The organism is Novosphingobium sp. 18050 (assembly GCF_902706195.1).
In the GTDB taxonomy this organism is placed as follows: Bacteria; Pseudomonadota; Alphaproteobacteria; order Sphingomonadales; family Sphingomonadaceae; genus Novosphingobium.
Window position 1 is genome coordinate 33,377 of sequence record NZ_CACSJO010000007.1, and the last position, 22,645, is coordinate 56,021.

Sequence of the window (22,645 nt, forward strand, 5' to 3'; positions counted from 1 at the left end):
TGCAGCAGGGCTTTAATGGCTTAATATACGGTGCAGTCCATGGGCCACACAGCGCGTAGGATCATTGGCCACGCGAGTAGGCAGACCTGTGTCGTGCTCTATAAGTTCCCGCAGCGCGGCCATGAGAGCCCCGCCGCCGGTTAGCACGATCCCGTGGGTGTGGATGTCTCGGCTTAGCTCAGGAGAGGTTGCATTGAGCACATCTCGTATAACGTCGGTAATCTGGGCCACGTGCTTTTCAACAACGTTGTCTAGATCCCGGGAAGATATCTCCAGGACAGCCGGAAGGCCGGTAGCGAGGCTTCTACCGCGGATCTGGATCGGCGTTGGCTGGCCGAGTTTTCCGCGAACGTAATCCTTCTTGAGCTGCTCAGCGCTTTGCTGCCCGATCAGGAATTTATGCCGAAGGTGGAGGTGGTCGGTGATACCCTGATCGAGTGACGCCCCCCCAATGCGGACCGACCGGGTAATGCAGATCCCACCCAGCGAAATCACTGCGACCTCTGTTGTGCCCGCCCCGCATTCGACAATCATCGATGCACACGGGGCATCGACAGGGAGCTCAGCGCCGAGGGCGGCCACAAACGGCTCGGAGACAAGGCGCGCTGAGCGCAGCCCGACGTCGCCGGCCATTGTCAACAGTGCCTGCCGCTCGGCCTGCGTAGCATCGGCCGGCACGCCGATGACCGCACGGGTGGCGGCCAGCCTCTGGCGGCTGCCCGCCCTGTCGATCGCGTATATCAATAGGTGCGTTGCCGTTCGGATGTCTTGAAGGACCCCTCTGCGCAGTGGACGCCGGACATCGAGCTGACGCGGCGTTCGATCGATCATGGCCCATGCCGCCGTTCCCGCAGCCGTCAGGATCGGCACTCGATCGAGGTCGGAAAAGCAGCAGAGCGACGGTTCATCGAAGACAATGCCTTCGTCGCGCCGGATGAGGCGAAGGTTCGACGTCCCGAAATCGATAGCCAGCTCGGAGCGCCTGCGGGATATAAGAGACATCATCTGCAGCATCTAGCATCCGGACATCCGCCTGTCTTCTATCGCTTGACTCTGGCCCGCGATCGCATACCCGCCATTACGAGGGATAATTCTCGTTTCGCTCAGCAGCTACGTGCGGCGAAGACATTTTTCCGCGCGGGCAATGCTGGCCCGATCTTTCAAGGCCATTTCAACGAGATCCGCGTGTAGCGCGTCGTCCCGTACTCGAGGCACCAACGCCTCGAGACGAACCACGAGCCTGGATCGAAGCCAATGGATGTCTATCGCGCGCTTGGATAGATCGTCTGGCTTCAGGGATTTGCTCTCCAAGAAATCAGCCGAGCCGCCGAGCCTTTGAATGTGGCGGGAAAGGACAACAACCCAATGGGCATCTTCCTCGCTGTGAATAGCGACAAGTTGTGCCAGTTTAGGGTCATCCACAGATTCTGCCACGGCCGAAGCCAGTCGCCTCCCTACGCACTTCAGTTTGCGAAGCTCCGTGAGAGCAGTCAAAAGTTCGTCCGGCGCCGCGTAGCCCATGTAGACGTCGTCTCCGTCCGCCGCGAAGCAGGTCGGTGAAGAAAGATCATTGGTCATGTGGCGATCGCTGCTGCCGCATGCAGGCCTTTGCGAACGCGGTCCATCGCCCCGGCATCAGCCTTGGTGGAATGGGCTACGTAGGCAGAATAGGAGAATTCCGGGCTTCCCGGCACGAGCGTAAGACGGCCCTCATCCAGATAAGGGCGAATGAACCCCTTTCGAAAATACCCGCTGCCACCTGTCGCGAGGATATATTCAAGAGCAAGCGGGCCATAGCTGATGGAGACGACGGCCTTTGGTTGATCGGGAAATGCCGCCTGATAGCTCGCCGCAAAGTCATCTCCCCAATCGATTTGGACATGGTCTTCAGCAGAGAGGGGATCGCTGACAGGGGTCGTTCGGACGAGTACGAGTTTCTCCTCGAACAGAAGCTCGGCGATCACGCCCGGCCGACTGGGAGCGGCATAGAGGACCGCCGCATCAAGCGTCCCATCCTGAACCTGTTCCATGAGCTGTTCGGAACTTGCGATATGGGTGCTGACGGCGATGTCCGAACATTCGCGGCGCATCCATAGCAGCCAGTGGCGCAGGAGCGGATTCCACAAACTCAGTTCTGCGCCAACTGTGACGACCGTTTCCCGGCCCGGGGGCAGCGCGACCGCACGCTGCGCGCGCGACCAAACCTGTACGAGCGTAGTTGCAAAGCGGAGGAACTGCTCGCCAGCGGGGGTAAGCCTGGCCCCGGCCTTGTTCCGAATGAACACTGGTCTGTCGAGCTGCTCTTCGAGGACACGGATACGAGCGCTCACAGCCGTCTGCGTGAGGTTGAGCTTGCTGGCGGCGCCCACAAAACTCCCGGTTTTTACTACCTCCAGAAAAGTTCGTGCGATGCCGATATCCATCCGCAATATCCTTGGGCTCAACGAGCAATAATATTCATTTGCTTCATATGTCGTACCCAGTCGAGAATATGATCGCAACCATCGTAATCGATCCCGCGCAGCCGATCGGCCATTCAATCACGGGGTAGAAAGTCGTGAGAAATCCCTATTTTCCGAAGTCAGGAGGACCGTCACGAGGTTGGCGCCTGCTCCTCGTCGCCTGGCTCATGGTCGCTACGATCGCCCTCGCGTCAGTCGTTGTCTTTCTTCGCATCCGAGGGGGTATCGCCGAAGGCCTGTATGAAGGCCTGACGTTTGTCGTCGTTGGGACGGCAGTCGGCGCCTTCGTCGCGATGACCATCGAGATAGTGCTCATCGATCTGGAGACTCCCGGCCAATCCCCAAAGGGTGGCACTTCCCCCAAGGATCCGCAGTATGCCATGTCACCAGCGATCGTCACAGTTTCTGGAGCTCGCCGTGAGCGGTGAGAAGCACAATGGCCTTAAGGAATAGGCACGGGCGATGCACAGTGACCAGACAGACGCAAGTCCAACTCTTGAGCAAAGGGCCGGCGGCCTAGCATCCATGTTCGTGCGTAACCGTGCGTGGGCTGACCGGAAAACTGCCTTAGATCCCGGCTTCTTCAGCCGGCTCGTGGATCAACAGAAGCCTCGTTATTTTTGGATAGGGTGTTCGGATAGCCGGGTTCCCGCGACAGAGATCGTCGACCTCGACCCGGGAGAAATGTTCGTACATCGTAATGTGGCTAATCTGGCACACGCTAGTGACCCGAGCTTTGCTGCGACACTGCAATTCGCCGTCGATGTCCTGCGCGTCGAGCATATCATGGTAGTCGGGCATTATGGTTGCGGCGGCATACGAGCGGCCATGGCTGAGGAGACCTCGGATGCAATCGGGCAGTGGCTCGCTCCCATTCGGCAGCTCAACCGCACACTCATCACCCACCAAGAGTCCGCGAGGCCGAGCGCGAACAAATTGTGCGAATACAATGTCGCTGCCCAAATCCACGCGCTCAGTATAAATCCGGTTGTGCGCGCAGCCTGGAAGCGTCAGGCCCCACTGACGCTACACGGGTGGGTGTATTCGATCGCTGACGGTCTGTTGCAGACGGTCTGCGATCCGATCGAAAACCCCCATCTCGGCATCTCTCCGGTTTCAAGAATCGACAAATAAGCAGTCCATGGAGGCGGAGGGCGCCATACTTGCTGCAGCGATCACCGCCTGCAGGTTGGCGCGTCTGCCCTCCCGTCTTCTGGATGCGCAAATTGCTCTGGCGGTGTTTCCGGCCCTTGCCGATCTGACAGTTATTGAAGCCGGTGTATGGCGACAGGATAATGGAGCGCCGGCCCGCGCTCTACGATATTCCTCATCTCGATTTGCCGCTTCTACGCTGGTTCCCACAGGTTTCTGGCTGGAGGTCCGCGGCGTTGACACGTGCGTTTGCGGTGCAACCCGAGAATGGCTTGGGGTACATGCGATTGAGGCCATTGCAATCTGCATCGCCGGTCTGCATGCTAGGCTTGAACGGGCTTGGTGACAAGTGAAGCGCCGCGTCACGTGGCATAGATGGTCTCGGAGGAACGCTCGAACCTGCGAGGGGCTTGCGCCCCTTACGATTCGAACGAGGGTGTCCATCCGCCTCCCAGTGCGAGAAATAATGTGATCTGGTCATCGTTCATGGCGGCTTTCCCAGCGGCGGCGGCCTGCTCGGCAGCGACAAGATCACGTTCTGCTTCGAGGGCAGGCAGTTCGGCAATCTTGCCGCCGCGACGAAGCTGCGCGGTACGCCTGGAAACCAGAGCTGCATCTTCCCGTGCGCGATCGAGGCTTTCCTGCTGTTCAATCCCCGCCGCATAAGACGTAAGAGCCGACTCCACTTCGCGCAGAGCCCGGACAACCGTACCGTCGAAGTTCGCAAGATCGGCGCGCGTTTGGGCTTGCGCCGCCTCAATACGTGCACGCGCGGCGTGGCGATTGACAGACCAACTGATCAGCGGACCGATGCCGAACCGATTGGTGAGCGGTGACAGCAGATCGTCCGTCGCTCCGGTCGAACCGGCGGACGCGCCCAGCCTGATATCGGGATAGAGCGCTGCAGTTTCGACTCCGATCCGCGCCGTCGACGCTGCGAGTTTGCGTTCGCTCCTGCGAATGTCCGGCCGCCGCCGAAGGAGGGTCTGACCATTACCAACAGGAACGGCCCGCGTCAGTTCGAGCGGCCGTTGACAGGCCAGCAGTGTTTCATCAGCCTCCCGAGGCGTACGCCCTTGCAAAGCTGCGATCCGGAACAATGCGTTTCGGTGCTGCGCGGTCAGGCGGGGCAGGCGCGCCTGGCTACCTGCAAACAGGCCCCGCCGTCGGTCCAGTTCATAGGATGCTGCGCGTCCATGTTTGATAAGGGTGCCCGTCAGACGAATGCCCTTTTCCTGCAAGGCGATTGAGCGCGCCAACACCTCGATTTGAAAGCCGCTGTTGCACAGATCGGCGTATGCTCTCGTGGTTTCCGCAGCAACGTTGACCCTTACCAAATCACGCGCCGCCGTGGCGGCTTCCGTGTCGGCGGCTGCCGCTTCGATCCCTCGTCTGAGTCCGCCAAAGAGGTCCAGATCATAACTGACCGCAATCCCGACGTTATAGGCTTGTCGCAGCGGCGGCTGCACATGCTGTAGCTCCGCCTCGGCAGATCTTTGAGCGTAGCTGGTTTCAGCGTTGAGGGTTCCTTGCAGTTCGCGGCCCGCGCCGCGCGCGTCCAGAAGCGCCGCGGCTCGCTCGAGGTTCGCTTCCGCTACGCGCAATTCAGTGTTGGCTTCCAGCGCCTGGATAACGAGAGCGTCGAGCACGGGATCGTTGTAGAGTTTCCACCAATGGTCGGGCAGCGGCTCCGCGCTTGTCACCTCGGTCGCGGATATGAAATTGTCCTGGGCGCTCGGCGCCTGAACTAAGGCTACGTCCGGGACATGGTAATCAGGTCCGACAGCTGCGCAGCCGCCCAGAAACCCCAGAAGACCGATGGCAAGACCCGACTTTACCACGGTAGGCTCCGATGGATGCTACGGCCGTCTGTCCGCGGATGGACAACCACGGTTGCGGTCTGGCCCGGGATCATCCGGACCTGCGGCGGAATCTTGTCGACTGATATGCGCACGGGAATGCGCTGTGCGAGCCGGACCCAAGTGAAGGACGGATTCACGTTGGCGAGTTGCCCATCAGCGCCCATCCGCTCACGATCTTCCACGCCGCCGGCGATGCTTTGGACGTGCCCCTGGATCTCGTCGGCGACACCCATCAGGTAAATGCTCGCGGGATCGCCAACCCGGATCGCAGGCAGCTTGGTTTCCTCGAAATACCCCTCCACGCGCATGGATTTGCTGTAAACAAGTGCGAGCGCGGGTTTACCGGCTGTCAGGTAAACCCCAGGCTGTAATGATACGTTAGAGACCACCCCGGCAACAGGGGCGCGAACCAGTGTACGCTCGAGATTGAAGCGCGCGAGATTGCGCGCGGCAATCGCCTGACCCATCTTTGCGCGCAATTCATCCACGCGCGCCCTGCCCTGCTCGATCTGTTCCCCGGCAATTACCTCGGTCATGGCGTGATTGCGCCGGTCTTCCCGGCTCGCCTGCGCCAATGCGATCTCCTGACTGGCGACATTCGCCTCCGCTTCTTCAAGAGCCAGTCGGTAGCGCGGTCGGTCGATCACGAAGAGGACATCCCCTCTGGCGACTGCCTGGTTATCAGCGACTTTCACCTCCGTCACCAGACCACCGACATCAGCTGCGATCGGAACCATGTCCGCACGCACTTTGCCATCGCGGGTGACGGGCTCGACCTGGTATCGCAGCCAAAGGGCGTAAATGCCGCCCAAGATGACGAGAAGCACGATGAGTGTCGCAAGCGAACGGGTGATGTTTTGTCGGTGCAGCATGATCAAGCAGCTAGCCATGAATGGAGGAAAGTGTCGGCGAGGAAACTTAGCCCCCACCACAGCAAGACGAAGAGAGCGACTTCCAGCAAGCTGGGATGCCAGAGAAGCCGGTAAATCGGGAACCTCTGGAGAGGCTCTCGCAGTAGATAGACGAGGACGATCGATACCACGCCCCAAGCGAGCGCTGCCGGCATATAGATTCCAAAGAGGTGGATTTCCTCAATCATCGAGATACGCCTGTCGTCAGCGCGGCCGCACCCGGAAACAGATTGCAGCGCATGCCCACCAAGGCTCGCACGGCCGCAGCGAGGAATTCATCCGTCGTATTGTTCAAGCCGAGCAGGTCCCGCAGGGCTTCATCAATCGCGATAAGCAACGGCAACGGAGGGACTTGCGCTCGCCCGCTTTGCCATTGATGTCCATAGAAGCTCGTAAGGCCGGCAAGCACCGTTCCAATGTGGTGACGCACGTCGTGTGGAACATGAGAGAGCGCGCGGCGCAGCGGTATGATATTACGCCCTATCCGCAGGTCAGCGAGCCCATCAGCGGCATGGAGATCGTCCGCTGGTCCCGCGATCGCCATGCGCGCTGCGACCTGGCCCAAACGGTCCAGGGCGGCGGCGGTCCACCGCTCATATTTGAAGGGACGCCGAATATCTGCCAACTGTGCCAGCTCTCCCCAGTTAGCTCGCAGGATCCGCCGCGCCGTCCACAGGACATTGACCGAGCGAAACAACTTCGTGACTGCAAGCGTCGTTATGATGCCGCCGACCTGTGCCAGCCCAGTGTTGATAAACAAGGCAAAATCGGCTTGGAACCGGGCCAGAAAACCCATTGCGACGATGAAACAGGAGAACATGGGCAACGCCTCAGGCGAACGTCTGGGGTCCGCCTGGATGTAGCCCATCCATAGCAGCGCCGGCGCTAGTGTGAGGATAAGCATTTCATATCCGTCGACCCTTGGCAGGATGACGAACAGATAAAGAGCGGCCAGCGGAAAGGTCTTGAGCGTGGCGATCAGATATCGGCCAATCACCGGAGCGGGATCGTCCTGGGCGGCAAACGAGCACGTAATGAGCGCAGCAAAGGCCGCCGTTGCGGATCCGTTCGGCCAGGCCAGCAGAATCCAGACCGCGCAATAAATCATGATCGCTGTAGCGGTCGCGAGACCTGCAAGCGCAGCGACACCGTGATCACGTGCAAGGGCGAATGGCGTGCCAATCAATATTTTCGCGCCGGGCCGTCCGGGTGTGCCGATGCGATCGGCGAGACGCCAGCTTGCCAAGAGGGCTGACAAAAATTCAGCCATGCGCAAGCAGGCGCTTGCCGTGAGCAGGTTGTTCCACCCACGGTCTTTCTCGGCCACTTGCGCCAGGACCTGGCATCGTCTGATCAGTGGCGCCGCGTCAACAAACCGGCCCTGCCCGCGGGCTAACCAGGCCGACACGTCTTCCAGCAGTTGGCTCAGTTCAGGTGATAGCTGATCATCCGCGCGCAAAAGGTCGAGCCGGTTAGCCGCAGCGGACGCCAAAGGCAGGGTACTGGCCAACTGCTGCTGGAGAGCCATCACCCTTCGCTTTGTCGCCGGCGCCCACCGCTGGTCGAAAGGTAGGTGAATAGCGATCATGCCCAATTCGGTTACATCGGCCGCCAATATTCGGCGATGCTCGTTCTCCAGCTTCGTGTGTTGGCTAGATAGCGCTTCTGCGGCCCAGCGATGTGCATGGCCGAGGAACGACCGCGCTCGTTCGCGTATGACCGGCGTCGCGCTCCATGGCTGCAGCACCGCGTGGACGGCGGTGACGCAAAGGATTGCGACGGTCATCTCCTGAACGCGTGCAACGGTGGTTTCAAACACATTTCCCGGATCGTCGAGATACGGAAAGCTGATCACAGCAGAACTGAAAGCGGCCATCTGAAAAAGGAACGCGCGCGGCGTTCGGTCCAGCACGGCGAGGTAGATGCACAGGCCCGTCCACGCAGCCAGACACAGGACCAGCAATTCAGGCGAATTCTGGAGGTTTGGAACGAGCAGCAGTGTAACGGCGGCACCAGTAGCAATACCTCCGAGGCGATAGAGCACCTTTGGGCGAAACGCTCCCGCCATGGGCTGCGCGGTGACGTAAACCGTCAGCAGTGCCCACCAAGGCCTCGGCAGGCTGGCAGAAAAGGCGATCGCCAAGGTCACAGCCGCAGCGATCAGGCTGCTCAACGAAAAGAGCAGCTTTTGCGGATCGATGTATGGTGCAGAGAATGGCAGGCGCGATCGGCCCACTAGCGTCGTCATTGCTGGCAACCGTGGCAGAACCGGGATCCGTCACGCTCGCCATCGATCGTGGTCAGTTTTCCCCTTGGGTTTCGCTGCTGCGCCTAATGATGTTTAGAGCGATTCCATAAATCAAAATATTAATGCCTAACCGCAAGAATTTTGTTCACTGACAATCCGACTTTCCCACCGTTCGGACTACAGCTAACGACCCAGAGTATTAGGATCGACAATCGAAATCTTCATCCTGTCCACCTTCTCTACTCGTTGCTGGCGGGTGCTCATCCTGCTTATAAAACACGAATGCGGCAATAATAACGGTTAGTAAAATTACAATCATCAGCTGTTCATCAGTGATGATCCGACGTTCACGTAAAGCGTACATGCCAAGCATTACGGCCGCCATAATGACCGTCCAAGCAGCTCGACTCCACGAAAAGGAAGCCTCACTTGGTGATCTCGATCGCTGCCCTCTCATCCGGCATCCTCTCCCGTCCGGGGCAGCCATTGATCCTATATTCATTACGACGGCCTGCAGCGACGTTGGGACAACCGGCCTCGTTCGGCAAATGAATGTTTTTGGAGGCTGACTGCAAAAGGGATCATGCCCGAGCATCGGCCAAACCGGCGATCCCGGGTTCGGGGCCAAGCCTTGGAGGATTTGACTTGTCTTCCCGCAACCGACATGATGTCCGAATGCAGACCAGTCGCATCTTCTTCCGATTTCGCCATCACGAAGGGCGTCTTCTCTCGGGCCTGTAGCCCCGGGTTCCGGTGCAGCATGCCCTGAACACCGGGGCAGCTACCATCACGCGTCGCGTTCAGTCGGATGCACGCTGTTTACACCGGGAATCTTCAACATGACGAGAATCAACGCGCCTAGGCGCCCCGCGATTCATATGATCGATACCGAAGCCGATGCGCTCACAGCGCTCGCACTGGAAGCCCAAAGCCGGCTGCCTCAAGTGAGCCGATTGCTTCTCGAGGAGATTGGGCGAGCCTCGACTCACTCCGCGGACGACATCGGAAGGGACATCGTCACGATGCACGCCCACGTCGAATTCCTCGACCAGGCCAATGGAACAACGCGCATGGTCGAGCTGGTTTATCCTCGGGCCGCTGATATTTCGGAAGGGCGTATCTCGATCATGACACCGATTGGGGCCGGCTTGATCGGACTGCGGGTAGGTCAATCGATCGTTTGGCCTGATCGAGAAGGCCACGAGCGCAAACTCACAATTCTCGGGGTGAAACAGGTTTCGTCCCTAGTTCCCGATCCTGTGCCCACAGAGGTGGCCTTGCAAAACTGGACAGTGAGATAAATGGATTTTCTGCCTGACGGCGGCCAAGATGGCCGTGTGACAGGAGCAGAAATGAGCAAACGACCCCGCCGGAATCACAGCCCGGCTTTCAAGGCGAACTAACGCAAAAATCACGCGCGAACACTAACAAATCCAGCGCCATCCCTCCAGGTTCCCGCCCTACAAATGCCAAACCGGCATTCCACCTTGGAAAGTTTGCCGCAGTTTGATCAATGCCGAGGATTGCTCACCCATGTTGTTCGCAAGTGAAATCGAATTGCTTGCAGTCATCTATCTTGTCGCCATCACGGCGGAGGCGATGTCTGGTGCGCTAGCAGCGGGTCGGCGCAACATGGATATATTCGGTGTTGCAGTTATCGCCTTTGTCACGGCCCTCGGCGGCGGCACTATTCGTGACCTGATCCTGGGCCGTTTCCCAATCGGGTGGACCCAGCACCCTGAATACATCTATCTAGTGATCACCGCAGGTTTGGTGACCGTCGTGGTTGCACGATACATTTACCATATCAAACGTATATTTCTGGCGCTTGATGCCATGGGGCTGATCGCTTTCTCCTTGATCGGTTGCAACGCTGCACTTGAGATGAACTATCCGCTAGCGGTGGTCGTCATTTCAGGCATGATCACCGGCATATTTGGAGGGGTGCTCCGGGACGTGCTGTGCAATCAGGTGCCGGTTGTATTCCGCCATGAACTTTACGCAAGCGTCTCACTCGTGACTTGTCTGTTCTACTTGGGACTGCGCAGCCTTGGAGTCGACGCGGATTTGAACACCGCCTTCAGCTTTTTTGTCGGCCTCGCTCTTCGGTTTCTTGCCATTTGGCGTGGTTGGGGCTTACCCATTTTTTCCTATCAGCATCGCTGGGAGTAGTTCCATGGCACAATAGTCCGACATGACTTGCCAAGTGTTTGATACCATTGTTTGATGGTGCGATCCTTTTGCAGGAATGGAAGGAGACATTATGGGCCAGGTACGTCACGGTAGCGCCACGACCACGCACGCTGCTCGAGCAGCAAAACAGCGATCGCAAGCTTCGCTCGCGACGCTGAGCCGAGAGTTGGGGATTAATCTCAAGACGGTGGCAAAGTGGCGTCTGCCGTCAGGCAGCTATTTTCGTCCCGGGTAAAAAAAGGCCAGTCAGAACGGATGACCGCTTTCAAGGGGCACAACAAAACCCCTCTATGGCGACAATGGGCGCATAGCCGACCGGCTGATCTGGGCTACACCACCCAGTGGGGCACGATCTGAGAAAGCTTGCCATGGATCGAAGATAGTACCTTTCCCGCCTCCAGTAAATGCGTGACGGCTGCTGCCGGTTGCAATCCGAGCACAGGCACCTTCGATGGCTTGACCGCCGCCCCGGCCACCGCTCTCATGTAGCTATGTCGTGGATTTCATATCAAGAGTGGCAGCGCCAAGACTCGCAGAACAGGCCGGATATTTCGCTGGCCGACGGCTACCTTGCCGGCGCCGCGGTGTCCCTGCAGGTCAGAGCTGACGAAGTTTGGATCGCTGAGATCCTGGGCCAGGAAGACCATTCCAACCGGAGGGACGATGGTGCCCTCGACGCGCTATCCGGCCCCAGACGTGAACTTCTGAGCCGACTGACCGAAACGCGTTCTTCGCTCACCGGGGCGCAAAACACCTACGTGCCAACGCTTGACGTGGCTGAGGACGGCGAGTTCGACCTCGCAGGTTGGGCATCGGGCTTCCTCGAGGCAATGGGCCCCGACTTGGATATGTGGTATTACCACCTTGCTGGCAGTCGAGAGTGCGCCCTTCTTGGCCTTTTGGGAACTCACGCGGTCGGTCCGATGGGTGATGCCGGTAAGGCCCACATCGCAGCGCACGAGAAGCGGCAGGATCTCGAGATGCTTCAGGCTCGATCTTGGGAGTTCATCCCCGGCCTGTTGCGGGTGCTCTATGAGCGGAAGGTCGAGTTGGGCGATCTAGGGGCATAACGCCCTCCTTCAGCCCAAAGGCGCGTCGCGTTGCCGCGCAATATCTCCCCAGTCTTGCCACGGCCGATCAACCTGCCCACGTCTCCGCGCGCGAATGCACAGCATGGTAGCTCCGAGCATAAGCAATATAATGAGCGCTGTCGGCGCGCCCCTGGCGACCGCGTAAGCCTCGCGCGAAATCGAGATCGAAGCCCATCGTGCGAAGTGAGCACCGAGGCACAGCAGCTGAAACGATGTTGCCCAAAGCGGCCAGATCCGTCGTGCATGAAGCGCAAGGGCTCCAAAGCCGAGGAACCCGATGAGATCGGCACCGAGCGATGACACGTCCACTGTCACGAACTTGCTTGGAAACAGCATCTCCACCGTCAGTTGGAACACACCCAGCGCGACGATCGAAGCTACGCCCAGGCGCTCCGGCGCGCCCCCTTTCCATAAAATGAAGAGGAGCGAGAGCGCCATGAACGTGGCCCACGGAATGGCGACATCGCTCAACGTCATGACGACACCTGTGGGTGGACGCCTCGAACATCGGCGAGGCGATCCGCCAACGGTTTTTGGACAATCAAAGCATCCGGCCCAAGGCGTCGGAGATCGCCAGCATCGCCGCAAACGTGACCGCTACACACATCGCAAGAATAAGCACGAGCCCCAAACGACCCAACTTCCCAAGCTTCACGTCCAGCGCCTGTAATCCAAAGGGCCGCTCGGCCGAGGGAGGAGGGTCCTGGTCGCGATGGAGCATGTGCACTGTAGGGGCAGCGGTCAGGATCATATCAGCGTCCAAGACAGGATCATCGACCTGTTCCATGTCTTTGGTTGGTCCGTCGACTGCCTCCGATCCATATGTGGTTTTTCCACATATGGCCTGAAGTTCGGTGTACCGCCTGACGGTGTCCTTGCGGTCGGCAGTCCCCCACCTATCACGCACCTTCAATATCCGCTGGTCGATCGTATTGGGATGAATTCCCAGCCTCCGGGCGATCCTCTTTGACGTCAGATGCTCGGTGAGCAGGTCGAAAACTTCGACTTGCTTGGGCGTAAGCTGGGCAAGCAGCTCCGCAGCCTGCTCGGGCGTCGTCAACGGAAATTGGTCTACGCTATCTTCCGACATTGGTCCTGGCCTCGACGTCGCCGAAGCTCCTTGGCACCTAGATCGCGAAAACGGAAGGAAGTGCACCTTTCGATGTGAGAAGTCGGACTGGCGATAGTTGAGACTGGCCATCACCCTCACAAGGCTAACAAAGCCTTAAGCATAAAGGCCAATTCCCATGTTGCCTCCCAGTATGTGGAAGAACCACATACTCACCGACCGTAATTGACCACGCTATCCCGGACGGGGCAGTTCTAGCCATCCAGCGTCAAACACAGACCCTGGTTGTGAGCGCATGGAGAGCGCAAATGGTCCAATTTCAAGATCTTCAAATCCTGCTAGATGCCAACAACCATTTCGAATTGACCCAGAGCGTGGAAGGCCTGGCGATCGATGAGCTCGAGCTTGTATGCGACAGGGTGCTTGCCTCGGATCCGCTTGAACCCCTCGCTTTCAGGCTAGGCCCTATCATCGAACACGCCCGTGAGCTTCAGGCCCCCGACGACTGATAATTCGAGGACCTCTCTTCCGTATGGCGCGCCCTGTGATACGCAAAGGGCATGCAGATCGTCGACGACATCCAGACTCTCTACAGCGAAGCGGCCAAGGAGCTTCGCACGAGCGATGATGCGAAGCTTGAGGCCCTGAGATTGCGGATCGCGCAGGGCGACGTCTTCGGCACCGGCATCACCCCGGCCCTTCTCGCGAGGCTACTGGACGAGACCGCTGAGGAGGCGGCAGCCCATTTCGCGGCGCTCCGCAGCGCAGGCTTCATTCAAAGCAATCTCACCCAATTTTCCTGGGCCAACCTCGATCCTCACGATAGGGCGCGCACTCTCGACATCCTCTCGATGATCGAAGCCAATGTTGCTCTCCGGTGCCGCTACCTCGACATGACGCCGGTCTTGCCGGCACTGCAACGCCTCGCCGGCGTCATTGAACAACACGCACATAACGACGAACTGCTCGAGGTGTGCTTGGCCGTACAGCGTCTATTCCTGGTGCTGGTCGCCACCGTCAACGCGCCGCCGCTGTTCCGAGAGTACGCCGCATATGCAAACGCCAGCACGGCCTATGCCTGGTCCATGGCTCAGGACACAGGGGCGGCCATGCATATCAGCGACATGATTGGCGGTATGGTTGAGGCTCTTAAGAAAGGCGACGGGGTGTCGGCTGCCCGAGCCGCGACATACCTGCGTTCGATGCCAGCGGGGGCCGAGAAACTAGCTGTCCCGCTTTGCGGCTAAACCGTCAACGGGACCGCGTTCCCAGGGCTTCTGTCTGCAGGCAGGAACAAGGGGTAGACCGGATGCGACATAGCGAGCACCCGTCCACGAACATCGGCTTCCCGGATTTCGACACGGCCATCGAGCTGCGCGCGATCGAAGCGAAGCGACGGGTTCGAGGAGATGCCGGTCTCCAGGGCGCGGCGAACGTTCTGGAAGATCATGGCTTGGCTATCTCGAATACCCGGCAGGTCACCCTCCAGCGCCTTGACGTTCTGGGCAGCCACTTTGCGCACCACGTTGCGCAAAGACGAGCTCGAGGTGACCAGGAGCCATAGAACCCGGTAGTATGCCTGCGGAATCAGCTTGTGAGCGACCTCAGAAATCGTGCGGCGCTCTCCTGCCTCAAACAATGCCGCCAGCCATTCAATCGCCTTGAGGAAGAAAGCCTCATCCTCTGGACCGGTGCTCGCCATGACACCGGCAAGCCGGTGAAGCTTCTTCAGGCGCGGACCTTGCTCGATAATCACCCGGGCCGCGCAGATCTCGACGAAGACCTCAAGCCTGTCGGTGCATTCCAGCATATTGTCCGAGCACCACACCGCAGGCGTGTAGCTGCGCTTGTGCTTGTTGAGATAACCGTCGGTCGATAGCGCGTTGAGCACGCCGATCGTAGCAGAATGCGTTAGCCCCGTCGCATCGGTGAACGTCTTGGTGACGAGCCGCTCGTCGGCCGAGAACTCATGAGCGAGAAGCCGCCGGCGAAGATCGAGGTAAAAACTGAGCTGTGCGATCTGCGGCATCCGAGCCTCTATGACTGATGACAATGCGTAGTCACCGACCGCTTCTAGCCGCAAGCATCCTTAACAAACCTTTCCCCAAACATCATGGCTCGCGCTGGATTTTGAGCGCAAGCCATGATATTTTTGAGGAAAGGAGCTTTGCCATGTTGCCTTATGACGGAAGCCCCGGCGGTAATGCGCTTGGCATGCAATTCGATGAAGACCGGCGTCGACACTACGAGGAAGCAAATGATGCACTCCTTGAGCAGACCGACGTTCACCCCACGCCACTTAACTTGCTCGTGTTCCTCTTTGGAGCCGGCGTTTTTCTCTTTGTGATGCTATACGGGACCGTGGGTTAACGCCCACGGTCTTTATCCTGGAACCAAGTACGATTCGTACGTTCATTGGCATCTTGGTTTAAGTCTGCCGCGCCCTGCACAGCACCACCCCGATTTGCCTCAGATGCGGCTCGCCTGCTTTCGATCGACGCGCGCCCCTCGTTGATCGCTCCAGCCACCTCGGCCTGAAACTCTGCAAAGCCGCTGTCACCTCCACCACCGCCGCCGCGGCGGCCACCGCCCGCGCCTAGGCTACCGCGGAGATCGGCTTCGCTGAAGTCGCTGGGCCCTTGGACCGATCCGCGTAGCTCAGTAGGGGGTACGAGCTCATCGCGGACTGGCTCCATGATGTGATCGACATAGTCCTTGGCAATACGATCAACGATCATGTCACGCGCGCGCATCTGGGTCGGGCTGAGATCCTGAGCCTGAAGCGAAGGAGCGCCAAGCGCCCGGAACTCGGCGCTGTTGGCGTATTCCTGATACTGACTCGCAACGATCTGTGAAAGGTCCTGACTGACTTGGACGCCGCCGCCCTCGCGCATAGTCCAGGTTGTCCCAAGCGACCGGGATGCCTCCTCAATCTCGGCCAGTTGTCGATCAATCGAGCGGATTTCTTCGACCGTCTTATCGCGGAATGAGCGGCTTTCCGAATAGCCCTCGTTCCGGGAGAAGTTGCCGCTACGGGAGTAGCCCTCTTCGTTCAGGCGGAAGTCCTTGCTATAATCCTCGCCTTCTTTGCTGGTTTCGCTGGAGTTTATATTCGAGCGGTCGCTTCGTGACTGATTTGACGTGTCGGAAAACACAACTCCATCCCAGGCATCTTTACTGATGCTTCCGGAGAAACCTCCCGTGAGCGGCGAAGCGCCGCCTCCCTTACCGCTGCCGCCTTTGCCACCTCGGCCAGACGGACTGAGGTTGGCATTAGCACTCCATTGAGTGCCGGTGCCGGCTTTATATTGCTCTTGCGAGGAACGGCTAGAATCCGTTCCTTGCGCGATATCTCGGCCAGAACCAGTCTGGTCGCCCGAGCCCTGAGACTTATTATGACTTTCGCCCCGGCTTGCAGTGTTGCCATGCCCCGAGGAACCCTCAGAACCGCTGGAAGTACGGAAGCCGTCGCTCGAGCTAAAGCCCGCACGCTCCAGCGCAGCCACGCGCTCCGACCTTGAGTTCGTGAGTGAGGTACGCCGCGTCTCAAGCTCGGACGCGGCCTGGCTGACCTCAGCCATGGTCGAGCGGGACACGCTCGGCGTGAAGCCTAGGCTGCTGATACCTGGCCGACTGTCATAGACTGTCGTCCCATCAGCCGTCTGTGCCGACTGCGTGCCATTGTCGTTGACGAACGTCGAACGCCCGAAGCCGCCAGTGTATGCCGGCGCTGTGTTCCACTGGTCGCGCTGGACCACGTTGCCGGTGAGGTTCTGGTAGCTCTGGTTACCGTAGGAGTAGTTGCCCGTTGTGCGCTCGATCGCCGCCGCCTCGGCCGCCGACTGCGCCGGCGCCAGCATCGAGGTAGCCTGGCTCGAAATCGTCATCGCGCCCTTGGCGAGGCCTCCTGCAAGGAATGGGATCGACATCATCAAGAAGCCGGCGATCGTCGCCGTGTCGGCGTTGACGGCATCGATGCCTTCGATCGTTGACATGGTGATGCCGCCGGGCGCGGTCGCGGCCATGGCGGACTCCTCCCGGCCCATGATGAACATATGCAGCACCGCGTAAAGCGGCCCCCAGGCGGCGAGATAGAAGAACCCGGTCAGGTAGCCCTTCAGCGCTCCCACGCCAGTCTGAGGCATGAGGAAGAGCGGGAAGATCACCGGGAACATGGCGTAGAACACCACAACCAGCACGATGTTGAGCAGCGGCACCCAGGTCATCGCCTGCTGCGAGATCGAGGTGTAAGTATTCTTGGCCTGGGTCTCGGCGCGCATCATCGCGAAGGTATCGCCATCGGCCGAGGACAGGTTCGCGCGGGCTTCAAGGAAAGCGTCCGTCAATGCGCGCTGCTGGAAGATCTGTCCGGCATTCTGCGTGCTACCGTGGAACTGCGCTGCCACCGCGGGAAGGTCTGCCTCCAGCTTCGCCTTGGCGGCGGCCTGCGTCAGGTTCGGGAAGAAGCTGGGCGCAATCTTGCCGATCTCCTCATCGGTCTTGGCCGGAATGCCCGCAGCGCCGGCAAGAGCGGTATAGGATGCTGCACAGGTGCGGATTTCGGTCGAACCGTCATCGTTCCAGTACGACATCGCCCGCGCCGGCGAGCCGGGGCCCATATCGGCGAGGATGTCGTTCGAGTTCATGACGTCGTTCGGGTTTTTCTGGCCGAGCAGGAAATCGTAGAAGAGGCACTGCTTGAAATACTCGGTGAGGTTCGTCCGGACGCGCGGATCGCGGAACTTGAAGTCCCGCGTCTTGTCGTAGAGCCGCGAGCCGTAAATGATGCCATTCGTGCGATACTCGAGCGCGTCGGGCATCACGAAGACGGTCTCGGCCTGCTGGGTCAGCCAGTCCCCGATCTGGCTCGTGAACGAGGCGATCGCTGCCAGGCCAATCGGTACATTGGGAACGACGGCCGGCGCGAGCCCGGGGTTGATCCGGTCCGTGACCTTCACCTCGGTCGTGGGCACGATCAGCACCCCATACATCAGCGTGGCTGAGAGGAACCAGTTGAGCCAGGCTTTCCAGTTGAGGCTGAACGCCACCACCAGCAGCACGTAGGCCAGACCCATCACCATCGTGACCTGGATCAGCGAGCGGAAGCCCCCTCCCCCGGTCCAGGATGCAACAGCGTTCAGGACGTTGACGATGTACTCACCGCCGCCGATCGTGAAGACCTCAAGCATGGCAACTGTCCTAGTTGAGCCCTTGCGCCGTGGCGCCGGAACGGAAGGAGAGCGCGGCCGACATCTGGGGCGATATCGAGTTGCGCAGCGTGCGTTCGAGGAAGACCGCCCGATCGACATAGGTCTGGGTGCGGACAAGCCGCTCGTTGAGGCTGTAGCTGTAGCCGTCGAGCACCTTGCTGACATTCTGGAGCTGGTCACGCCACTGCGCGAGCGTGGCCTTGTCCGCTTCGTTGAAGGAGCCCTGCCCCTTCTGCACGTAGCCGTAAAACTCCTGGACGATCTGCTCGAGCATATCGACTGCGACGATCTCGGCGAGCCCCTGGATGTCGGCCTGGGTCATGCCGCCCATCTGAGCAGCCGCGTTCACCGTGATGATCTTGTAGAGCGGGACGCTCGTACCGCCGAGGATACCGACCTCCTCGGCCGAGAGGGCCTCGTTGGAGCGAACCTTGGCCGCCATCGAGCCGATGAGGGCCGCAACGCGGGGTTGCAGGGCCTGTGCCTCGCTGATGGTCACCGTGCCGCTGGGCGTCGGATTGAGGCAGTCCTCCGTTTCGTCGCAGCGCAGGACGTTCGTGTCCGAGGTGCCGAGCAGCAAGCCCTGGATGAGATCGCGGTTGCCCTGCCCGACGTACTTGACCGTGCCGGTGCCCTCGTCGGAGTCGGCGCGCTGGTAGATGATCGTGCCCACCAGCGACATGAGGTACTCCTTGAACTCGCGCGAGAACGAGGGGTAGCTCTTGTTCAGCATGTGCCAGGTGTAATTGTACGACTTGGACGGGATCGTTTCGTCGTCGTTCTTGCCCAGGATCTCGGTGCGCTCTCCGCCGGCATTGCAGTCCTGCCGCGCCTTCGCCCAGTCGGTCGCGAAGCCTTGCGAGTTGGCGATCGCTTTACAAACCTCGCTGTCGCGGCCCTGGCTTTCACCCCACAACCCGGCAACGAGGCCCTGTGCGGCCTCGCACGACGAGATGTTCATCTGATTCAGCTTCTCGACCTTCTGCGCCATCTCCTCGATGGTCTGGGAGATCTGCGGGCTGATCGACTTGATCGCGAGCTGGAAGGCAAAGCCCAGCGCATTGCTGGCGACGCCCTTGAGCATCGCCACGATCTGATCGGTGTTGATGAACGAGAACGAGCCACCGAAGATGTCGATGCCGCCGCAGCCCGCTTTGACGCTCGGCAGCTGAATGTTGACCGGGTTGACCTGCTTGTTCTTGAACCGCGTCCACACGCCGCCGCCGGTGTAGTAGCCGGCTGACTGACCTTCGAAGGCAGTCGGGCCATAGGCATTGCCGGCGCCTCCCATGTCGTTGAAGAAGTCGTTGAGCTCACTGCCGACGTTGGCCTGCGCCTGCACGACCGCGAGCTGCGACACGGACAGCATGCTGAGCATCAGCCCGACACGCGCGCGCCATTTGAGGGATCGTGCCATCAGTAGTCACTCCCAGGTTCGGTCTGCGTGAGGGTAAAAATGCGATCCATCACCTCGTCGGCCGCCATCAGGCCGTAGCCGATCGGGATCGGCTGCTTGGTCTGGGTGTCGAACAGCACCAGCGCCGGCACCTGGTTGCCGGTCAGACCCATGCGCTGGTACTGACCGGTGTTGACGGCAAAGCGCGGAAACGCCTCGTTGCCGCCACCGTCCATCGATACGGCGAGGACCTCCAGGCCGTACTGGTCCGAGATCGAGCGCACGATCGGGCTGAAGACGTGGCAAGCCGAGCAGTTCGAGGAGTAGAAGTAGAACACCCCGTAGCGCTGCGAGAGCCCCTGCATGGTCGATGACTTTGCCGCCTTGCGGTCGGTCATCCATGTCTGCTTGCCGAGCGAGTTGATCGGCCGCTGAAGGGTGTAGTCGAGATCCGGGTTCTGCCAGACCGTGCGCCCCCACACGTCAGCGAATGTCGATGCGCGATCGAGCTGCTCACGCTGGAAACGCATGTAGGAAGCCAGGTTCTCCGACGTCGGCTCCAGGATAGCCCGGGCCTTGAGTTCATCGAGCTGCTCGGTGATTGCCGCCAATTGCTTGGCCGCCGGCACTCCCGGCGTTGCTGGCTTGCCCTTCGCCATCTCGCGCGCCTTGTCCGGATCGCAATAGAACCAGCTGCCGAGCTTGCGCTGCTCGCAGTAGAACGCATCACGCGGGGTGAGCGCGGAAGTGGGGGAGAACGCAGCCGTGGCGCTCGTTGGAGTGGTCTGATCTTCCTGGGCAGTCGCGGCGATCGGCGCGGCGGTCTGGGCGAGGAGAGCAAGAACAGCAGGGAACACATAGCCAGTCTTATGCATGGCCGGACTCCTTGGTGAGGTTGAGCAAGCTGAGGATCATGGCGGGGTTGAGAAGGCCAAGACCGCGATCGATCATGCGGATGCAGCCGCCGTAGAGCGTCGTCACTGCATTGATGCCGTCGGGCGTCAGGCCATAGGCACACAGCGCTTCGTCGCCGCGCCGCACGATGCCCCGGGCAACCATGCTTTCCAGGGCGGCCGACACATCAGGAACCCGGACCTGGCGCAGGAACCAGTCCGAGAGGATTTCCTGCAGGTCCTCGTCACTGGTGATGACCTGGCGCGAGATGGCGCTGGCGACGGCGAGCTCGAAGACGCTGAGGTCCGGAACACGGCGGTCGGCATGGATTTGGATTACGTCGCTCATTACTTTCCCGTGCCCCCGTGAAGCTTGTAATATTCGTCGATCTTGTCCTGGATCTCGATCGAGGTCTGGACTTCATCGGGTACCTTCGCGGCGTCGATGAACTCGCTGTAGACTTCGGTGAAATCCATCTTCGACAGGTCGAGCCTCTGGAATTCCTCGATCAGAAAACCCTTGCAGTCCGGCTCCTTGGCCTTGCCCCAGGTCTTGCCGATCTGGGCTCGGCCCTGCTCCTGCAGGATGCGGCTGAGCTTGCTCTCGAAGCAGCAGTAGTTCTTGCGCTTGGAGGTGCAGACGCCGAGCACCTTGTCCGAGCAGTAGGTGCCGACGTAGTGGCACAGGCCCATACGATCCTTGACGTCGAGCATCTTCTCCTCGGGATCGCACAGGAACATGGTCAGGAACGGTGTCGCCAGAGCGGCGATCGCAGCCGGGCCGCTGGCAATCGCGGCGGCGCCGGCCGCCGTCGTGATAAGACCGGACGTCTTGCCCGCGCAGCAGTTGACCAGGCCGAACACCGGCTTGTGGCAGCCGGCCTTCTCGCCATTGAACAGCGTCATGGTCTCAGGATCGAAGTGATCGCGGACATTGCCCATGGCCTGCACCGCGACCATCGCATCCTTGAACTCGGTCGAGGCTTCTCGCTCGACCTGGGTGCACTCGCCGTTGATGCAGTAGAGATCGCCGCCGCAGATCGAGCCGCCGGGCTCTCCGGTTCCGGTATCGGGCGTCTTGCACGCATAGACCTTGTCAAAGACGTTGCACGAGCCGTCCTCGTTCTCGCTCAGGCACTCGTTATGGTCGAAGTGGCATTCCGGCTTGTTGTCCAGTTCGGTGCAGTCATTAGCCGGCCGACGCTCGGTGCATTGGAAGGTACGGGACCAAGCCCAGCATGGCTGCGTGACCGGTATGCCGTCGATCACGCGGGTGACCGGATCGCTGTCGGTGCAGATCTCCGCGCCCTGCTCCACGCACTGCGCGTTCGAGGCATAGGAACACGCCGCCACGTTGCGTGTCACGATCGGAGGACTGATCGTTTCGGATTTTGATGACCAGTATGTGCCCGTAGCTGGATCGATCCCGTTGAATATCCCAGGGATTGTACCCGACAGGCCGCTCAGCTCTTTAGTGCACTCGAATATTTCCGGAGAGTAGGCCGTATCCTTGCAATCTTTCGTCGGCGAGTAGCCGTAGCGCTTGAGCTCGGAGCAGTAGCCAAACGTGCCTTTGCTCTTGCAAGTGCCATCGGCGATGGCAGAACCGAACCCTGCCCTTGCGACGTACGGCCCGCTGGTCGAGGTATAATAAATCCAAGTGCTCACCCGATCGAAGCGGACGTTCAGCGAGGAGGTGCAAGTCTGCTGCTGCTGGAACAGCTGGTCCCCCTGGTTGCAGGTCTCGTAATACGTCGAGCCTGCCGCTCCAGAGGTGGGCAGCGGCTCACATGCTGCCGCCGAGCCCCCCACACCCATGCCTGAACCGAGGAAGCTCTCCGGCGTGTCCTCGATCGTCTTGGCGGCCGCGAGATCGATTGTGGAGGGATCGAACTCGGGTCGGGTCGGATCGATCACGACGCTGTAATTCGGATCACTGTAGCGCGCGTTCACACCCGCGTCGGTCAGCGCCTCGTCATCGTCGAGGTACTTCGACGCATCGATGTCAGTGCCGCCGTAGCCCGGCACGCTGTTTTCCGCGCCGCTCTGCAGGATGGTGGTGGCGGAGCCCTCGCGCACGGACTTGGCGAGGTCCTCGCCCTGCTTCGCCGTCTCGGACTGCGCCAGCGCAGGAGACGAGAACACGCATCCCACCATC

The 22,645-nt window shown here is 60.0% G+C and carries 24 protein-coding genes and 1 pseudogene; 9 read left to right on the forward strand and 16 right to left on the reverse strand.

What is annotated here, in order from left to right:
• Positions 1-12: 12 nt before the first annotated feature.
• The 3 genes from GVL61_RS09230 to GVL61_RS09240 all read right to left on the reverse strand — a co-directional run bounded on the left by GVL61_RS09230 (position 13) and on the right by GVL61_RS09240 (position 2,423).
• On the reverse strand, positions 13-1,014 hold the full coding sequence (locus GVL61_RS09230; RefSeq protein WP_368667113.1) for a rod shape-determining protein: 1,002 nt from the start codon (positions 1,012-1,014) through the stop codon (positions 13-15).
• A 96-nt stretch (positions 1,015-1,110) separates the two neighbouring features.
• Entirely contained in the window at positions 1,111-1,578 is a 468-nt protein-coding gene (locus GVL61_RS09235) for a DUF6306 domain-containing protein (RefSeq protein WP_159979235.1), read from the reverse strand.
• On the reverse strand, positions 1,575-2,423 hold the full coding sequence (locus GVL61_RS09240; protein WP_159979237.1) for a LysR family transcriptional regulator: 849 nt from the start codon (positions 2,421-2,423) through the stop codon (positions 1,575-1,577). Before GVL61_RS09240 ends, GVL61_RS09235 begins: the two co-directional genes overlap by 4 nt.
• 206 nt (positions 2,424-2,629) lie before the next feature.
• Between GVL61_RS09240 and GVL61_RS09245 the strand changes: the two genes are divergently transcribed.
• Together GVL61_RS09245 and GVL61_RS09250 are read left to right on the forward strand one after the other, a co-directional pair.
• On the forward strand, positions 2,630-2,890 hold the full coding sequence (locus GVL61_RS09245) for a hypothetical protein (protein WP_159979239.1): 261 nt from the start codon (positions 2,630-2,632) through the stop codon (positions 2,888-2,890).
• Between the two features lie 34 nt (positions 2,891-2,924).
• Positions 2,925-3,596 carry a carbonic anhydrase gene (locus GVL61_RS09250; protein ID WP_235037595.1) on the forward strand — a complete coding sequence of 224 codons (672 nt, stop codon included), beginning with the start codon at positions 2,925-2,927 and terminating at the stop codon, positions 3,594-3,596.
• 437 nt (positions 3,597-4,033) lie between these two features.
• On the opposite strand, the gene GVL61_RS09255 is transcribed toward GVL61_RS09250, so the two are convergent.
• The 5 genes from GVL61_RS09255 to GVL61_RS09275 all read right to left on the reverse strand — a co-directional run bounded on the left by GVL61_RS09255 (position 4,034) and on the right by GVL61_RS09275 (position 9,008).
• Positions 4,034-5,455, reverse strand: a complete 1,422-nt coding sequence (locus tag GVL61_RS09255; RefSeq protein ID WP_159979241.1) for an efflux transporter outer membrane subunit — start codon at positions 5,453-5,455, stop codon at positions 4,034-4,036.
• A complete protein-coding gene (locus tag GVL61_RS09260) occupies positions 5,449-6,348 on the reverse strand; it encodes an efflux RND transporter periplasmic adaptor subunit (RefSeq protein WP_159979478.1) in 900 nt (299 codons plus the stop codon). Before GVL61_RS09260 ends, GVL61_RS09255 begins: the two co-directional genes overlap by 7 nt.
• 2 nt (positions 6,349-6,350) lie before the next feature.
• On the reverse strand, positions 6,351-6,575 hold the full coding sequence (locus GVL61_RS09265) for a DUF1656 domain-containing protein (protein WP_159979243.1): 225 nt from the start codon (positions 6,573-6,575) through the stop codon (positions 6,351-6,353).
• Positions 6,572-8,635, reverse strand: a complete 2,064-nt coding sequence (locus GVL61_RS09270) for an FUSC family protein (protein WP_159979245.1) — start codon at positions 8,633-8,635, stop codon at positions 6,572-6,574. The genes GVL61_RS09265 and GVL61_RS09270 overlap by 4 nt, the downstream gene beginning before the upstream one ends.
• A 199-nt stretch (positions 8,636-8,834) precedes the next feature.
• Positions 8,835-9,008, reverse strand: a complete 174-nt coding sequence (locus tag GVL61_RS09275; RefSeq protein ID WP_159979247.1) for a hypothetical protein — start codon at positions 9,006-9,008, stop codon at positions 8,835-8,837.
• A gap of 466 nt (positions 9,009-9,474) precedes the next feature.
• Here GVL61_RS09275 and rnk point away from each other — a divergent pair, with 466 nt between their 5' ends.
• From rnk to GVL61_RS09295, 4 genes and pseudogenes are all read left to right on the forward strand, one after another.
• Positions 9,475-9,936 (forward strand): nucleoside diphosphate kinase regulator, encoded by a 462-nt coding sequence (gene rnk, locus GVL61_RS09280; RefSeq protein WP_159979249.1) that lies wholly within the window; start codon positions 9,475-9,477, stop codon positions 9,934-9,936.
• Between the two features lie 232 nt (positions 9,937-10,168).
• Complete coding sequence (locus GVL61_RS09285) at positions 10,169-10,807, forward strand: trimeric intracellular cation channel family protein (RefSeq protein WP_159979251.1); 639 nt, start codon at positions 10,169-10,171, stop codon at positions 10,805-10,807.
• A gap of 91 nt (positions 10,808-10,898) precedes the next feature.
• A pseudogene (locus tag GVL61_RS24945) lies at positions 10,899-11,030 on the forward strand (IS481 family transposase); the annotation flags it as partial.
• A 289-nt stretch (positions 11,031-11,319) separates the two neighbouring features.
• Positions 11,320-11,898, forward strand: coding sequence for a UPF0149 family protein (locus GVL61_RS09295; RefSeq protein WP_159979253.1), 579 nt, complete (start codon positions 11,320-11,322; stop codon positions 11,896-11,898).
• A 9-nt stretch (positions 11,899-11,907) separates the two neighbouring features.
• Here the strand turns inward: GVL61_RS09295 and GVL61_RS09300 are convergent, their stop codons facing one another.
• Both GVL61_RS09300 and GVL61_RS09305 read right to left on the reverse strand, forming a co-directional pair.
• Positions 11,908-12,396, reverse strand: a complete 489-nt coding sequence (locus GVL61_RS09300) for a hypothetical protein (protein WP_159979255.1) — start codon at positions 12,394-12,396, stop codon at positions 11,908-11,910.
• Between the two features lie 64 nt (positions 12,397-12,460).
• Positions 12,461-13,009 (reverse strand): sigma factor-like helix-turn-helix DNA-binding protein, encoded by a 549-nt coding sequence (locus GVL61_RS09305; RefSeq protein ID WP_159979257.1) that lies wholly within the window; start codon positions 13,007-13,009, stop codon positions 12,461-12,463.
• A gap of 287 nt (positions 13,010-13,296) precedes the next feature.
• On the opposite strand from GVL61_RS09305, the gene GVL61_RS09310 reads away from it, so the two are divergent.
• Positions 13,297-13,497, forward strand: coding sequence for a hypothetical protein (locus GVL61_RS09310; RefSeq protein ID WP_159979259.1), 201 nt, complete (start codon positions 13,297-13,299; stop codon positions 13,495-13,497).
• Positions 13,498-13,548: 51 nt separating this feature from the next.
• On the forward strand, positions 13,549-14,235 hold the full coding sequence (locus tag GVL61_RS09315; RefSeq protein ID WP_159979261.1) for a hypothetical protein: 687 nt from the start codon (positions 13,549-13,551) through the stop codon (positions 14,233-14,235).
• Here the strand turns inward: GVL61_RS09315 and GVL61_RS09320 are convergent.
• On the reverse strand, positions 14,232-15,017 hold the full coding sequence (locus tag GVL61_RS09320) for a hypothetical protein (RefSeq protein WP_159979263.1): 786 nt from the start codon (positions 15,015-15,017) through the stop codon (positions 14,232-14,234). The genes GVL61_RS09315 and GVL61_RS09320 overlap by 4 nt on opposite strands.
• 143 nt (positions 15,018-15,160) lie before the next feature.
• Between GVL61_RS09320 and GVL61_RS09325 the strand changes: the two genes are divergently transcribed.
• Positions 15,161-15,358, forward strand: coding sequence for a hypothetical protein (locus GVL61_RS09325; RefSeq protein WP_159979265.1), 198 nt, complete (start codon positions 15,161-15,163; stop codon positions 15,356-15,358).
• Here the strand turns inward: GVL61_RS09325 and GVL61_RS09330 are convergent.
• The 5 genes from GVL61_RS09330 to GVL61_RS09350 are packed head-to-tail and all read right to left on the reverse strand — an operon-like array spanning position 15,355 to position 22,632.
• The gene (locus GVL61_RS09330; protein ID WP_159979266.1) at positions 15,355-18,177 is read right to left on the reverse strand and encodes a conjugal transfer protein TraG N-terminal domain-containing protein; all 2,823 of its coding nucleotides are present in this window, start codon (positions 18,175-18,177) and stop codon (positions 15,355-15,357) included. The two genes, GVL61_RS09325 and GVL61_RS09330, sit on opposite strands and share 4 nt — an antisense overlap.
• A 10-nt stretch (positions 18,178-18,187) precedes the next feature.
• On the reverse strand, positions 18,188-19,615 hold the full coding sequence (locus tag GVL61_RS09335) for a conjugal transfer protein TraH (protein ID WP_159979268.1): 1,428 nt from the start codon (positions 19,613-19,615) through the stop codon (positions 18,188-18,190).
• Positions 19,615-20,469, reverse strand: coding sequence for a conjugal transfer protein TraF (gene traF, locus GVL61_RS09340; protein WP_159979270.1), 855 nt, complete (start codon positions 20,467-20,469; stop codon positions 19,615-19,617). Before traF ends, GVL61_RS09335 begins: the two co-directional genes overlap by 1 nt.
• On the reverse strand, positions 20,462-20,836 hold the full coding sequence (locus GVL61_RS09345) for a hypothetical protein (RefSeq protein WP_159979272.1): 375 nt from the start codon (positions 20,834-20,836) through the stop codon (positions 20,462-20,464). Before GVL61_RS09345 ends, traF begins: the two co-directional genes overlap by 8 nt.
• Positions 20,836-22,632, reverse strand: a complete 1,797-nt coding sequence (locus tag GVL61_RS09350; RefSeq protein WP_235037597.1) for a conjugal transfer protein TraN — start codon at positions 22,630-22,632, stop codon at positions 20,836-20,838. The genes GVL61_RS09345 and GVL61_RS09350 overlap by 1 nt, the downstream gene beginning before the upstream one ends.
• Positions 22,633-22,645: the final 13 nt, after the last annotated feature.

Bases quoted from the DNA above. Each gene is read 5' to 3' on its own strand.
- GVL61_RS09230 (WP_368667113.1), bottom strand. From the start codon at position 1,014: ATGCTGCAGATGATGTCTCTTATATCCCGCAGGCGCTCCGAGCTGGCT.
- GVL61_RS09235 (WP_159979235.1), bottom strand. From the start codon at position 1,578: ATGACCAATGATCTTTCTTCACCGACCTGCTTCGCGGCGGACGGAGAC.
- GVL61_RS09240 (WP_159979237.1), bottom strand. From the start codon at position 2,423: ATGGATATCGGCATCGCACGAACTTTTCTGGAGGTAGTAAAAACCGGG.
- GVL61_RS09245 (WP_159979239.1), top strand. From the start codon at position 2,630: ATGGTCGCTACGATCGCCCTCGCGTCAGTCGTTGTCTTTCTTCGCATC.
- GVL61_RS09250 (WP_235037595.1), top strand. From the start codon at position 2,925: ATGCACAGTGACCAGACAGACGCAAGTCCAACTCTTGAGCAAAGGGCC.
- GVL61_RS09260 (WP_159979478.1), bottom strand. From the start codon at position 6,348: ATGCTGCACCGACAAAACATCACCCGTTCGCTTGCGACACTCATCGTG.
- GVL61_RS09265 (WP_159979243.1), bottom strand. From the start codon at position 6,575: ATGATTGAGGAAATCCACCTCTTTGGAATCTATATGCCGGCAGCGCTC.
- GVL61_RS09270 (WP_159979245.1), bottom strand. From the start codon at position 8,635: ATGACGACGCTAGTGGGCCGATCGCGCCTGCCATTCTCTGCACCATAC.
- GVL61_RS09275 (WP_159979247.1), bottom strand. From the start codon at position 9,008: ATGCTTGGCATGTACGCTTTACGTGAACGTCGGATCATCACTGATGAA.
- rnk (WP_159979249.1), top strand. From the start codon at position 9,475: ATGACGAGAATCAACGCGCCTAGGCGCCCCGCGATTCATATGATCGAT.
- GVL61_RS09285 (WP_159979251.1), top strand. From the start codon at position 10,169: ATGTTGTTCGCAAGTGAAATCGAATTGCTTGCAGTCATCTATCTTGTC.
- GVL61_RS09295 (WP_159979253.1), top strand. From the start codon at position 11,320: ATGTCGTGGATTTCATATCAAGAGTGGCAGCGCCAAGACTCGCAGAAC.
- GVL61_RS09300 (WP_159979255.1), bottom strand. From the start codon at position 12,396: ATGACGTTGAGCGATGTCGCCATTCCGTGGGCCACGTTCATGGCGCTC.
- GVL61_RS09305 (WP_159979257.1), bottom strand. From the start codon at position 13,009: ATGTCGGAAGATAGCGTAGACCAATTTCCGTTGACGACGCCCGAGCAG.
- GVL61_RS09310 (WP_159979259.1), top strand. From the start codon at position 13,297: ATGGTCCAATTTCAAGATCTTCAAATCCTGCTAGATGCCAACAACCAT.
- GVL61_RS09315 (WP_159979261.1), top strand. From the start codon at position 13,549: ATGCAGATCGTCGACGACATCCAGACTCTCTACAGCGAAGCGGCCAAG.
- GVL61_RS09320 (WP_159979263.1), bottom strand. From the start codon at position 15,017: ATGCCGCAGATCGCACAGCTCAGTTTTTACCTCGATCTTCGCCGGCGG.
- GVL61_RS09325 (WP_159979265.1), top strand. From the start codon at position 15,161: ATGTTGCCTTATGACGGAAGCCCCGGCGGTAATGCGCTTGGCATGCAA.
- GVL61_RS09330 (WP_159979266.1), bottom strand. From the start codon at position 18,177: ATGCTTGAGGTCTTCACGATCGGCGGCGGTGAGTACATCGTCAACGTC.
- GVL61_RS09335 (WP_159979268.1), bottom strand. From the start codon at position 19,615: ATGGCACGATCCCTCAAATGGCGCGCGCGTGTCGGGCTGATGCTCAGC.
- traF (WP_159979270.1), bottom strand. From the start codon at position 20,469: ATGCATAAGACTGGCTATGTGTTCCCTGCTGTTCTTGCTCTCCTCGCC.
- GVL61_RS09345 (WP_159979272.1), bottom strand. From the start codon at position 20,836: ATGAGCGACGTAATCCAAATCCATGCCGACCGCCGTGTTCCGGACCTC.